A 13382-nucleotide genomic window follows, 5' to 3' on the forward strand; every position below is an offset into this window, starting at 1 on the left:
CGTTTCAACGTCGGTCACGGCTCTTTCTGCTTTCCGGGGGGCCCGGTCTCCGGGCCTGCCTCGTTCCCCGGGAAGGATGTCGTTTCCGTGGGCTTTGTTTCCCGCGGCAACTGCGGTAAGTTACTGGTCAGTAACATATCTTAGGTGCAATGCCCGGAGTCTCTCAGGTCACTGCTGATCACCGCGAAGGAACACCATGTCCGAAGCCGCAATTGACATCAACAACCTTCCCTATGCCGACGGAGACTTTTTCGCCTTCGAGCAGTTGCTCAACAGCAAGGAGCAGGACCGGCTGGCCGAGATCCGCGCTTTCCTGGCCCGCGAGGTGAAGCCCATTGCGGTGGACTGCTGGAACCGTGGCGAGTTCCCCATGGAACTGATTCCCAAGCTGGCCGAGATCGACCTCGTCAGCCCAGTGCGGCGCCAGGGCTACTCCAATCTTTTTGCCGGCATTGTGCACGCGGAAGTCACCCGGGCGGATACGTCCATCGCCACGTTCATGGGCGTCCACGACGGCCTTTTCACCGGATCCATAGAAGCGCTGGCCTCCCGGGAACAGCAGGATGCCTGGCTGCCGGACATTTACTCCCTCAAGAAGATCGGCGCCTTCGGCCTGACGGAACCGCTGGGCGGCTCCGACGTTGCGGGCGGAACCCGCACCACGGCACGGCGCGACGGCGACCACTGGATCCTCAATGGCGCCAAGCGCTGGATCGGCAATGCCACATTCTCGGACTGGGTGGTCATCTATGCCCGGGATGTGACCGACAACCAGGTGAAGGGCTTTCTGGTGGACACCACCCTCCCCGGGTTCAGCGCCACCAAGATCGAGAACAAGATCTCCCTCCGGACGGTCCAGAACGCGGACATCACACTCGAGAACGTGGCAGTCCCGGAGTTCTTCAAGCTGGCCAACGCCGACAGTTTCCGCGACACCAACAAGGTCCTCAAGGTCACACGCCTCGCCGTGGCCTGGCAGGCTGTGGGCCAGCAGCTGGCCGCCTTCGACGTCGCCCGCCGCTACGCTGTGGAACGCCATCAGTTCGGACGCCCGCTGGCCTCCTTCCAGCTGGTGCAAAGCCAGCTTGTGCAGATCCTGGGGAATGCCGTCAGCTCCATGGGCATGATGGTCCGCCTGTCACAGCTGGAAGACGCCGGGCAGGCCAAGGACGAACAATCAGCGCTTGCAAAGGCCTTTACGACCGCCCGCATGCGGGAAAGCGTGGCCATGGGCCGCAGCCTGCTGGGCGGAAACGGCATCGTCACCGACTTCGAGATGGCCAAGATCTTCGCCGACGCCGAGGCCGTCTACTCCTACGAAGGGACGCACGAAGTGAACACCCTGGTCACGGGGCGCGCCATCACCGGCGTTTCGGCCATCGTCTAGTGGTCCGGCCATCGTCTAGTCAGCGCCGGTACCAGCCGGCTGCCCCCTCCTGACGCGTGCGGTCAGCCGGGAGGATCCCGCTCCAGTGGCAGAAGGATCGATGGCCTCAGATCCAGGACGAATTGCAGTGGATTCACATAGTCGTCTCCCCGGCGCACACCCCAGTGAACGCATGGCGTCGCCCCGCAGTGCCCGGGGAGCAGCGTGCCCAGGGGGTCTCCCTTGCCCACGGCGTCGCCCTTCGAAAGTGTGCTGCGCACGGGTTCGAAGCTGCTGCGCAGGCCGTTGCCGTGGTCAACGGTGATGACGGGCCGGTCCACCACAACTCCCACGAAGCTGACGGTGCCGTTCTCCGGGGAGGTGACGGGGGCGCCGTCGGACGCCGACCTGAGGTCCACGCCGCGGTGCCCGCTAAGCCACGGCTTGTCCGGCGGATCGAAGGCCCGCAGCACTGCGGGCCGGGGAGTGAGCGGCCAGATCCACGACGGCGCAGCGGGCGGCACAACCGCCGGACTGAGCCCGGTGCCCGGCGGACCGTTTCCTGGAACAGCCGAGGGCGCCGCGGCCGCAGCGGCGATCAGGAGAGCTGTCAGGAGGACGGAGGCTTTCATCTGTCCAGCTTTGCGCCTATGCCGGATGGTGAAAACAGGCGTCGCGCCGTATGTGGAAAACGCCCGCGGAGTCGTGGAAGTTGGTGCATCGGCGGCGGACCGCTGTAGTACACTTGACGGAGCAGTTTGCTGTGCCCTCAACGTATTCCAATTCTCTTGGGTAGCGTCAGCACGCCCCATTCAGGAGTGCGGGGGAGCAGCAGCTGACTACGCGTATCCAGCCCTCCAGCACCGGAAGCCACAGGTTCCCGGCGGAGGATTGTGCCTCTTGCGGTCAGGTCCGGCAACGGTCCTGATGAGAAGCGCAATGGATGCCAGGAGCAACGCCTGCCTTGGGCGAAGCTAATTAACCGTCAACTATTGGCAGGGTAAGAGCGGCCTACGGGCTCTCTCATGAATGACCTGCCGGAAGGAGCGTCGGCATGCCCGTCGTAACCATGCGCCAGCTGCTTGACAGCGGCGTCCACTTTGGACACCAGACACGTCGTTGGAACCCGAAGATGAAGCGATTCATCTTCACGGAGCGCAACGGCATCTACATCATTGACCTCCAGCAGTCGCTGTCCTACATCGACCGCGCGTACGAGTTCGTCAAGGCCACCGTTGCACACGGCGGCACCGTGCTCTTCGTCGGCACCAAGAAGCAGGCCCAGGAAGCAATTGCCGAGCAGGCCACCCGCGTTGGCCAGCCGTACGTCAACCAGCGTTGGCTCGGCGGCATGCTGACCAACTTCCAGACGGTTGCCAAGCGTATCCAGCGCATGAAGGAACTCGAAGAGATCGACTTCGACGACGTCGCCGGTTCCGCTTACACCAAGAAGGAACTGCTGCTCCTCCGTCGCGAACTCACGAAGCTTGAGTCCAACCTCGGTGGTATCCGCAACCTCACCAAGGCACCTTCCGTGCTCTGGATCGTGGACACCAAGAAGGAACACCTGGCTGTTGACGAAGCCAAGAAGCTCAACATCCCGGTTGTGGCCATCCTGGACACCAACTGCGATCCCGACGAAGTCGACTTCCCGATCCCGGGCAACGACGACGCCATCCGCTCCGTGAACCTCCTGACCCGCGTTGTTGCTGACGCTGTTGCAGAGGGCCTGATCGCCCGCAACCAGCGTGCAACCGGCACTGCCGAGACCCCGGAAGAGCCGCTGGCCGAGTGGGAGCGCGAACTCCTCGAGGGCAGCAAGGCCGAAGCCGCCGCTGCTGAGGCACCTGCTGCTGAGGCACCGGTTGCAGAGGAAGCCCCGGCTGCTGAGGCGCCGGCTGCTGAAGCTGCCCCCGCTGCAGAGGAAGCCCCGGCTGCTGCCGAGGCCACCGACGCCGAGAAGTAAACAACTCCACCGGGATTTCCCGGCGCTGTTCCCAGCGCCGGGGTAACTGACAGGATGGCGGCTCACCAGGTGAGCTGCCGTCCTGTCGGTCCGTACACCACATAAATTTTCTAGACAGAGGGGTTCACATGGCGAACTACACTGCCGCTGATATCAAGGCTCTGCGCGAGCGCACCGGCGCCGGCATGATGGATGTCAAGAAGGCTCTCGACGAAGCCAACGGCGACGCCGAGAAGGCTATCGAGATCATCCGCATCAAGGGCCTGAAGGGCGCTACCAAGCGTGAAGGTCGTTCCACCGCTGAAGGCCTGGTTGCTGCCAAGGTCGACGGCAAGGTCGGCGTGATGATTGAAGTCAACTGCGAGACCGACTTCGTGGCCAAGGCTGACAAGTTCATCCAGCTCGCCGACAGGGTCCTGGCCATCGCCGTCGAGTCCGGCGCAGCCGACCTCGAGACCCTGCTCGCCACCGACGTGGACGGCAAGCCGCTGTCCGAGGTTGTTGTCGAAGAGGGCGCCATCCTCGGCGAGAAGGTAGTAGTCCGCCGCATCTCCCGCATCGAGGGTGCCACGGTCGACGCTTACCTGCACAAGACCTCCAAGGACCTTCCGGCCCAGGTCGGCGTTCTGTTCGCCGTTGATGGTGAAGGTGAAGCTGCTGCCACCGCAGCCCACGACGTCGCGGTCCACATCGCAGCCATGGCCCCGAACTACCTCTCCCGCGAGGATGTTCCGGCTGACCTGGTCGCGTCCGAGCGCCGCATCGCCGAGGAGACTGCCAAGGCCGAGGGCAAGCCCGAAGCCGCCATGACCAAGATTGTGGAAGGCCGCGTGACGGGCTTCTACAAGGGTGAAGTCCTGGTCGACCAGGCCTTCGCCAAGGATGCCAAGAAGTCTGTTGCGCAGATCCTCGAAGAGGCCGGCGTCAAGGGAACAGCCTTCACGCGTTTCCGCGTCGGTTCCTAGTCAGACACGCAAGGGGGGTGGTCACTTCGGTGGCCGCCCCTTTTGCATGCACCGGCCACAGCGGGATATGAGCTTTGGCCGCACAGCACGATAACCTAGCTCAGAACTCACCAACGGGAAGGCACCATGGAAGCCGTCAATACTTCAGTCCAGTCAGAGAAGAGCAGGCGCCGGGTCCTCCTGAAGCTGTCCGGTGAGGTCTTCGGAGGCGGCAAGCTCGGCGTCGACCCGGACACCGTCCGCGGAGTCGCCAAACAGATCGCCGCAGCCGTTCCCGACGTCGAGGTTGCCATTGTGGTGGGCGGCGGCAACTTCTTCCGCGGAGCCGAACTGTCCCAAAGCGGAATGGACCGCTCACGTGCCGACTACATGGGCATGCTGGGAACAGTCATGAACTGCCTGGCACTCCAGGACTTCCTTGAGCAGGCCGGCGTCGGGACCCGTGTCCAGAGCGCCATCACCATGGGACAGGTCGCCGAGGCGTACATTCCACGCCGCGCCATCCGCCACATGGAGAAGGGCAGGGTGGTCATCTTCGGTGCCGGTGCCGGCCTGCCGTACTTTTCCACGGACACGGTGGCCGCACAACGCGCCCTCGAGGTCCACGCGGACGTGGTGCTCATGGCGAAGAGCGGTGTGGACGGCGTCTACACCGCCGACCCCAAGAAGGATCCGACCGCCGAGAAGCTGGAAAAGCTCAGCTACGACGACGCGCTTCGCCGCGACATCCGGGTCATGGACCAGACGGCCATGACCATGTGCAAGGACAACAACCTCTCCATGGTGGTTTTTGGCATGGAAGGCGAAGGCAACGTCACGCGTGCCATCCGCGGTGAAGAGCTGGGAACGCTGGTCACCCCCTAGTTACAGCTAGGATATTTCTAGGAAGGTTCCGTCCATCGGGCGGAACCAGGATTGTGAAATGCCCCGGTCCGCCGGGAACCGATTTCTGAGGAGAGACCGTGATCGAAGAAACCTTGCTCGAAGCCGGGGACAAGATGGACAAGGCAGTCGAGGTAGCCAAGGAAGACTTCGCCTCGATCCGGACGGGCCGGGCAACCCCGGGCCTCTACAACAAGGTGATGGTGGAGTACTACGGAACCCCCACGCCCCTTCAGCAGCTGGCGTCCTTCGCGGTTCCCGATGCGCGCACCATCCTGATCACCCCGTACGACAAGACCGCCCTGCGCGACATTGAACGTGCCCTTAGTGACTCTGAAGTCGGAGCCAACCCGTCCAACGACGGCAACGTTATCCGCATCACCATTCCTGACCTCACTCAGGAACGCCGCAAAGAATACGTGAAGATCGTCAAGTCCAAGGGCGAAGACGCCAAGGTCTCCATCCGCAACATCCGCCGCAAGGCCAAGGAAACCCTGGACCGCCTGGTCAAGGACGGCGAGGCCGGCGAGGACGAGGGCAGCCGAGGGGAAAAGGAGCTCGACGCCATCACCAAGCAGCATGTCGACGGTATCGATGAGCTGCTGAAGCGCAAGGAAGCAGAGCTGCTCGAAGTCTGATGGGCCAAGCACAGCAGGCCCCCGGAGCGCGGGCGCGATCGCGGACCCGGCAGCCGAGGCCTAATCCGACTCCCGGAGCCGGGCGCAACCTGCCGGCGGCAACCGCCGTCGGACTGGCCATGCTCTTCGCAGTGCTGGGCGGGCTGCTGTTCCTGCCGCTGGGTTTCGTCGCAGTGACCACCACGTTCGCCGTCTTTGGAGTGTGGGAAATCTTCCGCGCACTGGAGGCCAACGGCACGCGGCTGCCCATTGTCCCGGTGATGGTAGGCACCGTGGCCATGCCGTTTTCGGCCTACTTCGGTGGGCTGGAAAGCCTGTTGTTCGCCTTGCTGGCCAGCAGCGTGGCTGTTCTCCTGTGGCGCTCGGTCGAAAGCGCCGTCGGCTCATCACGCAGCATTTTCGCCGGTGTCTTTACCTTGGCGTGGGTTCCCTTCCTGATCAGTTTCGCCGCACTGCCGCTCCACGTTGCGGTGGGCGTGACCCCCATAGGACTGTGGCCCGGCGGAGCGGTGCCTGAGGGTGCCTGGCAGGTGGTCATTCTGCTTCTGCTGGTGGTCTCCAACGACACCTTCGGCTACTTGGTGGGCGCTTCACTGGGCAAGCACCCGATGGCTCCCAAGATCAGTCCCAAGAAATCGTGGGAAGGCTTTGCCGGATCCATTGCGGGGGCGATGGTGATTGGCATCCTGGCCTGTGTCTTCGTACTCGGGAAACCGTGGTGGGTGGGAGTGATTCTCGCCGTGGGAATGGTGGCATCCTCTACCGCCGGCGATCTTGCGGAATCCATGGTCAAGCGCGAACTCGGCATTAAGGACATGAGCAGCATCCTTCCCGGCCACGGCGGGGTCATGGACCGGCTGGATTCCATCGTCTTCGCGTCCCCGGTGGCCTTCCTGCTGTTCGTCCTCGTCTCCGGGGCCTGACAGCTACCCGGCACGGGGCGGCACACCGCAACGCCCTAAAATGGTGCGGTTACGACTTAGCTGAAAAGCATTGAAGGAAACATGGTAAGAGTGGACAGCAAACGGCAGATTCCCGCGTCTTTCGAACGCGTGGCCCGCACCGTATACGGTTATAACGCCAAGCAGGTGGACCAGTTCCTGCAGCGGGCCCGCGTTTCACTCGAGACACCCGAGACGGCCGTCCACCCCATCCGAAGCGCCGACGTCCGGGCCGTGTCCTTCGACCCCGTCAAGGGCGGATACGCGGCCACCAACGTGGACGCGGCGCTGGACCGGCTGGAGGATGCCTTCGCCCGGCGTGAACGCGACGAACTCATAGCCGAGCAGGGAGAAGAGGCCTGGCTGCGGCAGATCGGGCAGCTTTCCGGAACTCTGAGGGGCCGGCTCCACCGGCCCGACGGCGAGCGGTTCCGCCGCCCGGCCAAGAAGAAGGCGCGCAGCTACAGCACCAAGGACGTGGACCGGCTGTGCATGGACCTGATCGGCTACCTCGAAGAGGACAAGCCGCTCAGCGTCGATAACGTCCGCCGCGCCGTGTTCCGCCCGGCCGTGGGCCAGGCCGGCTACGAGGAAACCCAGGTGGACGCCTTCCTGGACCGGGTGGTCGAACTCATGGCTGCCATCGACTGACCCCAACATGACGCAGCACTCCGACCGCCGTGGAACGCGTGTGATTTAACGCTCTGTGGCGAGGGGCCGTTCGGGCGTATGGAGCCTGGTCATCACCTTGGTGATCGTTCGCGGGACCCGTTTTTTCGTGGCCCTGGACGTCAGGATCATGACGGCGAAGGCGGCGGGCACTGTCCACGCCGCGGGTTGCGCCAGCCAGAAGGGTGTGCCGCCAGCGCCGAGTGCACCGCCGGCCACCATGGCTCCGCCGCAGAGCAGGCCGCCTGTCGCCATGCCTGCGATGGCGCCGGCGTCGGTAAGGCCCCGCCACCAGATGCCCAGCAACAGCACCGGGCAGATGGTCGAGGCCGTGAAGGCGAACACCAGTCCCACGCTGCCGGCCAAAGCCAGGGAATCCGTCATGAACGCCAAGCCCAGCGGAACCGTCGCGGAAATGAGCGCGGCCAGCCTGAATCCGCGGACGCTGCCGCCGAGCACATCCTGGCTGATCACGCCGGCGAGGGAAACCACGAGTCCCGACGTTGTGGAGAGGAAAGCGGCAAAGGCGCCCGCCACGACCAGCGCGGACAGCAGTTCGCCGGCCGGTCCGCCGATGAGGCGCCCGGGCAGCAGCAGGACGAGTGCGTCGGCCTGCCCCGCCTGGGCAAGTCCCGGCGCGAACACCCGGCCGGCGAGCCCGTAGGCCGTGGGGAACAGATAGAACACGGACAGCAGCCCCAGCACGATCAGGGTGGTCCGCCGGGCTGAATGCCCGTCCGGGTTGGTGTAGAACCGAACCAGCACATGCGGCAGTCCCAGCGTTCCGAACAGCAGGGCGACCAGCAGCGAGATGTTCTGGTACGGACCGGCGGGGGCCAGCCCCGTGGGGTTCGTGGCAGCAGCGGCCACCGCGGGGGTGCCGTTGTCTGTCAGGGCCAGGACGATGAAAACAAACGGTACGGCCAGCGCGGTGAGCTTGAGCCAGTATTGGAAGGCCTGCACGAAGGTGATGGAGCGCATCCCTCCGGCCACGACCGTCAGGCACACGACCACCACGACGGCCGTGGACCCCACCCATGCCGGCAGGCCCGTCGTGGTCCGGATCGTGAGGGCAGCGCCATGGAGCTGGGGGACGATGTACAGCCAGCCCACGATAACCACGGCGAGGCTTGTCACCCGCCGCACGGCCCGGGAATCCAGCCGGGCCTCGGTGAAATCGGGAATCGTGTAGGCCCCCGAGCGGCGGAGCGGGGCGGCCACGAACAGCAGGAGCATCAGGTACCCGGCCGTGTAGCCCACGGGGAACCACAGGGCATCGGTGCCGGACAGCAGAATCAGTCCGGCCACGCCCAGGAAGCTCGCGGCGGACAGATACTCGCCGCCGATCGCGGATGCATTCCACCAAGGCCGGACGGTGCGGGACGCGACGTAGAAGTCGCCGGTGGTCCGGGAAATCCGGAGCCCGTAGAAGCCGATGACGGCCGTGGCGACGGAGACGGCTGCGATGGCAAGGATCCCCACGGCGGGGTTCACCGGGCCATCACCTGTCCTCGGCGAGGTCGCGGTAACGGGCCTCGTTCCGCGCGGCGCTGCGGATGTACAGCCAGGCGCTGAGCCCCGTCACAGGGTAGATGCCTGCGCCCAAAAGCAGCCAGTCGAAGGGGATGCCGGCAACCCGTGACTCCGCCAGTCCGGGGATGGCTGCCAGCAGGAGCGGAAAGGCGCCAAGGATCAGGAGGAAGCCGCCCGCCACCACGAGGGCAAGCCGCAGCTGCGAACGGATCAGGGACCGGACGAAGACCTGCCCCACCGCTGATTCCTCTGCCGCTTCCCGCGACTGGAGGACAGGCCTGGCCGCGGAGCGCGGCGCCGTCACCCTGATCCGCGTCATGCCTGCGGCCGGATGCGGGTCGCTTCGAGCTTCTCCCTGACAGCCGGCAGAAGCCGCCGGCTGATCGGCAGTTCGGCGGCCTCCACGGTGACACTGGGGCGGGCTGCGGTCAGCTTCAGGTGCGTGACGTGGGACAGTGCAATGAGGTAGGAACGGTGCGTCCTGATGAAGCCGGCGTCCGCCCACTGCTGCTCAAGGTCCGCCAGTGGGACCCGGATCAGATAGCTGGCATCGGCGGTGTGGAGCCTGGCGTAGTCGCCCTGCGCCTGGACATACATGACGTCGTCGCGCCGGATCATCCTGGTGGTGCCGCCCTGGTCAACCGTGATCATCTCCGGCACCGCGCCGCCGTCGCGGATCAGTTCGCTGATCCGCCCCACAGAACGGGCGAGCCGCTCGGCACGCACCGGCTTCAGCAGGTAGTCCACCGCCGCCAGCTCGAACGCCTCGAGCGCGCAGTCCTCGTCGGCGGTGACAAATACGACGGCCGGCGGCCGGGCGCTGCGGGAAATCACCCGTGCGATGTCCAGGCCGGACACCGCCGGCATGTGGATATCGAGGAAGACAGCATCCACGGACTCCGCTTCCAGAGCCCGCAGCGCCTCGGCCCCGGATGATGCGCGGTGGATTGTGCCGATACGGTCATCCTTGCCCAGCAGGAAGGCGAGTTCTTCAACGGCGGGCAGCTCGTCGTCGGCGACGAGGACGTTAATCATGGTTCTAGGTTATCTTCCGGTCCGGGAGGGTTCAGGCGTCATGGCCAGGCTGGGACTTCGGAACCCGCATGGTGATCAGCGTCCCTTCCCCTGGAGCCGTCTCGATCACCAGTCCGTGGTCGTCACCGTAGACCTGGCGAAGGCGTGCGTCCACGTTCCGCAGGCCAACGTGTTCGCCGTCCGTATGCCCCGCGAGCATGGACTGGAGCTGCACCGGATCCATCCCCACGCCGTCGTCCTCGATGGTGACTTCCGCGAATGCGCCGGAATCGTTCGCCGCGATGGTGATGTGTCCGGGCCCCTCCTTCGCTTCCAGGCCGTGCCGGACGGCGTTTTCCACCAGTGGCTGCAGGCTCAGGAAGGGAATGACCGTGCTCAGCACTTCGGGGGCGATCCGCAGGCTCACCTGGACCCGATCGCCGAACCGTGCCCGTTCCAGCAGGAGGTACCGGTCGATGCACCGCAGTTCCTCGGCCAGGGTGGTGAAATCGCCGTGCCGGCGGAACGAGTACCGGGTGAAGTCCGCGAACTCCACCACAAGCTCGCGCGCCCGCGTGGGGTCGGTATTGATGAAGGATGCGATCGCGTTCAGGGAGTTGTAGATGAAGTGCGGACTGATCTGCGCCCGCAGGGCCCGCACCTCCGCCTCCATCAGCAGCGTCCGCGAAGCATCAAGTTCGGCCAGCTCCACCTGCGCTGCCACCCAGTCCGCCACTTCGCTCGTGGCGCGCACCAGGCCGGCGCCGGCGGACGGGGCAAAGGCCGCAACTACGCCCACCACGCGGGACCCGGCCCTGATCGGCGCAATGACGGCGGACGCAATGCGCCCGACGGACAGGACGGGATATTCCCCGGCATTGATCACTTGGGTCCGTCCGCCCGTGAGCACATCCGCGGCGAGGCCCATCAGCCGCGGCCTGAGCTCATCGGCGGCACCGTCCCATGCCAGCACCCCGGACACGTCCGTGATGGCCAGTGCGTCGCAGCCCAGCAGGGCCCGCAACTGTTTGCTGGCTTTTGAGGCCCCCGCGGGATTCAGTCCCGTCCGCAAGTGCTGGCCGGCTTTCGACGCCGCGTGCAGCGTGTTGTAGGTGGCCCGCTCGGCATCGGTGCCCAGCTCGCGGAAGGAACGGAGCACCTTGAGTCCAACGCCGACGACGACGGCGATCGCCAAGGCGATGACCGCAACGGCCGCCGCGGAATAGAGGGGAGAGTCGGGCATGCAGCCAGCGTAGCGCGTGCCGTTTGCCGCAGCATCGCGACCGCTAGGCGACCGGTTTTCCGCGACCACTGGTCACGCCGCACAGGAAGGGAGCACAGTGATGGGAGTCACATCGGCGGAGGATTGTGCGGCCGGCGGTGTGGGAGGCAGTCTCAATGAGGAGGAATGATGGGTAATGACGCCCGAACTCCGGACGTAGCGGCGTCCGCGGACTTCAAGGAAGTCCAAGCCACCGAGCAGTTCAGGGAACTGCGTAAGCGCCACCGCAGCTTTGTGTTTCCCATGGCCATTGCATTCCTGCTGTGGTACTTCGCCTATGTGCTGCTGGCCGACTACGCCGCGGACTTCATGTCCACCAAGGTGTGGGGGAACATCAACGTCGGGCTGATCATGGGCCTGCTGCAGTTCGTCACCACATTTGCCATCACCGGCTGGTACGTCAGCTACTGCAACAGGAGGCTGGACCCCATCGCAGCGGAGATCCGCCACGGTATTGAAGGACACGAATTCGACAAAGCGGGCAACCGCGTGGGCGGGGAAACTCCATGATCAGCATTCCAGCGGCGGTCGACGTCGCCGCGCTCAAGGACACAACCCTCCTGAACATGGGGATCTTCGGCCTGTTTGTCGCGGTCACCATGGTGATCGTCCTGCGGGCGAGCCGGAACAACAAGACCGCGGCTGATTACTACGCCGCCGGCCGGTCCTTCACCGGATCGCAGAACGGAACGGCCATCGCGGGCGACTACCTGTCCGCGGCCTCGTTCCTGGGCATCACGGGCGCCATCGCCGTCAACGGCTATGACGGCTTCATGTACTCCATCGGTTTCCTGGTCGCGTGGCTCGTGGCGCTCCTACTGGTGGCGGAACTGCTCCGCAACACCGGTAAGTTCACCATGGCCGATGTCCTCTCCTTCCGCCTCAAACAGCGCCCGGTCCGCATCGCGGCAGCCATCTCCACGCTGGCCGTCTGCTTCTTCTACCTCCTCGCCCAGATGGCCGGCGCGGGCAGCCTGATCTCCCTGCTGCTGGGCATCAGCGACTGGGGCGGCCAGGCCCTGGTGATCATCGTCGTGGGCGCCCTCATGATCATGTACGTCCTCATCGGCGGCATGAAGGGAACCACGTGGGTGCAGATCATCAAGGCGATGCTGCTCATCGCAGGTGCCGCCGTCATGACCTTCTGGGTCCTGGCGATCTACGGCTTCAACCTCTCCGACCTGCTGGGCGGCGCGGTGGAAACCGCGAAGAACCCGGCAGTGCTGAACCCCGGACTGCAGTACGGCAAGACCGAAACCTCCAAGCTGGACTTCATGTCCCTGGGCCTTGCCCTGGTCCTCGGCACGGCAGCCCTGCCGCACGTGCTGATGCGCTTCTACACCGTGCCCACGGCCAAGGAAGCCCGGAAGTCCGTTGTGTGGTCCATCGGGCTGATCGGCCTGTTCTACCTCTTCACCCTGGTCCTGGGCTATGGCGCTGCCGCGCTGGTCGGTGCCGACACCATCAAGGCAGCCCCGGGCGGGGTCAACTCCGCAGCTCCGCTGCTTGCCTTCTACCTGGGCGGACCGCTGCTCCTGGGATTCATCTCGGCGGTGGCCTTCGCCACCATCCTCGCCGTGGTGGCCGGGCTCACCATCACAGCTGCGGCGTCCTTCGCCCATGACATCTATGCCAGCGTCATCGCCAAGGGAAAGGCCGACGCCGACACAGAGGTCAAGGTGGCGCGACGCACTGTGGTGGTCATCGGCATCATGGCGATTCTCGGCGGCATCTTCGCCAACGGGCAGAACGTGGCCTTCCTGGTGGCGCTCGCGTTTGCCGTCGCGGCCTCCGCCAACTTGCCGACCATCATCTACTCGCTGTTCTGGCGCAGATTCACCACCCAGGGCGCCGTCTGGAGCATGTACGGCGGCCTCGCCTCGGCGATCATCCTGATCGCGTTGTCGCCGGTGGTCTCCGGAGCGAAGACGTCCATGCTTCCGGGCGCCAACTTCGCCGTCTTCCCGTTGAGCAACCCGGGCATCGTGTCCATCCCGCTGGCATTCTTTTTGGGCTGGCTTGGCACGGTCCTGGACAAGAAGAGGGAGGACACCACCAAGCAGGCCGAGATGGAGGTCCGTTCACTGACCGGCGTGGGCGCCGAGAAGGCCGTTGACCACTAGCCC

14 protein-coding genes are annotated in these 13382 nt (G+C 65.0%); 9 read left to right on the forward strand and 5 right to left on the reverse strand.

Going from position 1 to position 13382, the window contains the following annotated elements; all coding sequences use genetic code 11:
* The first annotated feature begins 196 nt into the window (after nucleotides 1-196).
* Nucleotides 197-1387 (forward strand): acyl-CoA dehydrogenase family protein, encoded by a 1191-nt coding sequence (locus AC1D14_RS06360; RefSeq protein WP_230119020.1) that lies wholly within the window; start codon nucleotides 197-199, stop codon nucleotides 1385-1387.
* Nucleotides 1388-1449: 62 nt separating this feature from the next.
* Here AC1D14_RS06360 and AC1D14_RS06365 read toward each other — a convergent pair whose 3' ends face one another.
* Nucleotides 1450-1998: a M23 family metallopeptidase gene (locus AC1D14_RS06365; protein WP_230119021.1), complete on the reverse strand. Its 549-nt coding sequence runs from the start codon at nucleotides 1996-1998 to the stop codon at nucleotides 1450-1452.
* A 422-nt stretch (nucleotides 1999-2420) separates the two neighbouring features.
* Between AC1D14_RS06365 and rpsB the strand changes: the two genes are divergently transcribed.
* The 6 genes from rpsB to AC1D14_RS06395 all read left to right on the forward strand — a co-directional run bounded on the left by rpsB (nucleotide 2421) and on the right by AC1D14_RS06395 (nucleotide 7409).
* Nucleotides 2421-3332, forward strand: coding sequence for a 30S ribosomal protein S2 (rpsB, locus tag AC1D14_RS06370; protein WP_230119022.1), 912 nt, complete (start codon nucleotides 2421-2423; stop codon nucleotides 3330-3332).
* 128 nt (nucleotides 3333-3460) lie between these two features.
* A complete protein-coding gene (gene tsf / locus AC1D14_RS06375; RefSeq protein WP_230119023.1) occupies nucleotides 3461-4297 on the forward strand; it encodes a translation elongation factor Ts in 837 nt (278 codons plus the stop codon).
* 126 nt (nucleotides 4298-4423) lie between these two features.
* Entirely contained in the window at nucleotides 4424-5161 is a 738-nt protein-coding gene (gene pyrH, locus AC1D14_RS06380; RefSeq protein WP_230119024.1) for a UMP kinase, read from the forward strand.
* A 98-nt stretch (nucleotides 5162-5259) separates the two neighbouring features.
* Nucleotides 5260-5817 carry a ribosome recycling factor gene (gene frr, locus AC1D14_RS06385; RefSeq protein WP_230119025.1) on the forward strand — a complete coding sequence of 186 codons (558 nt, stop codon included), beginning with the start codon at nucleotides 5260-5262 and terminating at the stop codon, nucleotides 5815-5817.
* Entirely contained in the window at nucleotides 5817-6740 is a 924-nt protein-coding gene (locus tag AC1D14_RS06390) for a phosphatidate cytidylyltransferase (protein WP_230119026.1), read from the forward strand. The genes frr and AC1D14_RS06390 overlap by 1 nt, the downstream gene beginning before the upstream one ends.
* A gap of 81 nt (nucleotides 6741-6821) precedes the next feature.
* Nucleotides 6822-7409 carry a DivIVA domain-containing protein gene (locus tag AC1D14_RS06395; protein WP_230119027.1) on the forward strand — a complete coding sequence of 196 codons (588 nt, stop codon included), beginning with the start codon at nucleotides 6822-6824 and terminating at the stop codon, nucleotides 7407-7409.
* 45 nt (nucleotides 7410-7454) lie between these two features.
* Here the strand turns inward: AC1D14_RS06395 and AC1D14_RS06400 are convergent, their stop codons facing one another.
* The 4 genes from AC1D14_RS06400 to AC1D14_RS06415 are packed head-to-tail and all read right to left on the reverse strand — an operon-like array spanning nucleotide 7455 to nucleotide 11217.
* A complete protein-coding gene (locus tag AC1D14_RS06400) occupies nucleotides 7455-8921 on the reverse strand; it encodes a sodium/solute symporter (protein WP_476880899.1) in 1467 nt (488 codons plus the stop codon).
* Nucleotides 8922-8928: 7 nt separating this feature from the next.
* Nucleotides 8929-9279, reverse strand: coding sequence for a DUF485 domain-containing protein (locus AC1D14_RS06405; protein ID WP_230119029.1), 351 nt, complete (start codon nucleotides 9277-9279; stop codon nucleotides 8929-8931).
* Nucleotides 9276-9995 carry a LytR/AlgR family response regulator transcription factor gene (locus tag AC1D14_RS06410; RefSeq protein WP_230119030.1) on the reverse strand — a complete coding sequence of 240 codons (720 nt, stop codon included), beginning with the start codon at nucleotides 9993-9995 and terminating at the stop codon, nucleotides 9276-9278. The genes AC1D14_RS06405 and AC1D14_RS06410 overlap by 4 nt, the downstream gene beginning before the upstream one ends.
* Before the next feature lie 31 nt (nucleotides 9996-10026).
* Nucleotides 10027-11217, reverse strand: a complete 1191-nt coding sequence (locus AC1D14_RS06415; RefSeq protein ID WP_230119031.1) for a sensor histidine kinase — start codon at nucleotides 11215-11217, stop codon at nucleotides 10027-10029.
* Between the two features lie 168 nt (nucleotides 11218-11385).
* Here AC1D14_RS06415 and AC1D14_RS06420 point away from each other — a divergent pair, with 168 nt between their 5' ends.
* Together AC1D14_RS06420 and AC1D14_RS06425 are read left to right on the forward strand one after the other, a co-directional pair.
* The gene (locus AC1D14_RS06420) at nucleotides 11386-11766 is read left to right on the forward strand and encodes a DUF485 domain-containing protein (RefSeq protein ID WP_230119032.1); all 381 of its coding nucleotides are present in this window, start codon (nucleotides 11386-11388) and stop codon (nucleotides 11764-11766) included.
* Nucleotides 11763-13379, forward strand: a complete 1617-nt coding sequence (locus tag AC1D14_RS06425) for a solute symporter family protein (RefSeq protein ID WP_230119033.1) — start codon at nucleotides 11763-11765, stop codon at nucleotides 13377-13379. Before AC1D14_RS06420 ends, AC1D14_RS06425 begins: the two co-directional genes overlap by 4 nt.
* Nucleotides 13380-13382 lie beyond the last annotated feature (3 nt).

Source organism: Arthrobacter sp. P1_B11, from assembly GCF_056406715.1.

Excerpts from the sequence above, each read along its gene's own strand:
- AC1D14_RS06360 (WP_230119020.1), top strand. The coding sequence starts at position 197 with ATGTCCGAAGCCGCAATTGACATCAACAACCTTCCCTATGCCGACGGA.
- AC1D14_RS06365 (WP_230119021.1), bottom strand. The coding sequence starts at position 1,998 with ATGAAAGCCTCCGTCCTCCTGACAGCTCTCCTGATCGCCGCTGCGGCC.
- rpsB (WP_230119022.1), top strand. The coding sequence starts at position 2,421 with ATGCCCGTCGTAACCATGCGCCAGCTGCTTGACAGCGGCGTCCACTTT.
- tsf (WP_230119023.1), top strand. The coding sequence starts at position 3,461 with ATGGCGAACTACACTGCCGCTGATATCAAGGCTCTGCGCGAGCGCACC.
- pyrH (WP_230119024.1), top strand. The coding sequence starts at position 4,424 with ATGGAAGCCGTCAATACTTCAGTCCAGTCAGAGAAGAGCAGGCGCCGG.
- AC1D14_RS06390 (WP_230119026.1), top strand. The coding sequence starts at position 5,817 with ATGGGCCAAGCACAGCAGGCCCCCGGAGCGCGGGCGCGATCGCGGACC.
- AC1D14_RS06395 (WP_230119027.1), top strand. The coding sequence starts at position 6,822 with ATGGTAAGAGTGGACAGCAAACGGCAGATTCCCGCGTCTTTCGAACGC.
- AC1D14_RS06405 (WP_230119029.1), bottom strand. The coding sequence starts at position 9,279 with ATGACGCGGATCAGGGTGACGGCGCCGCGCTCCGCGGCCAGGCCTGTC.
- AC1D14_RS06410 (WP_230119030.1), bottom strand. The coding sequence starts at position 9,995 with ATGATTAACGTCCTCGTCGCCGACGACGAGCTGCCCGCCGTTGAAGAA.
- AC1D14_RS06415 (WP_230119031.1), bottom strand. The coding sequence starts at position 11,217 with ATGCCCGACTCTCCCCTCTATTCCGCGGCGGCCGTTGCGGTCATCGCC.
- AC1D14_RS06420 (WP_230119032.1), top strand. The coding sequence starts at position 11,386 with ATGGGTAATGACGCCCGAACTCCGGACGTAGCGGCGTCCGCGGACTTC.
- AC1D14_RS06425 (WP_230119033.1), top strand. The coding sequence starts at position 11,763 with ATGATCAGCATTCCAGCGGCGGTCGACGTCGCCGCGCTCAAGGACACA.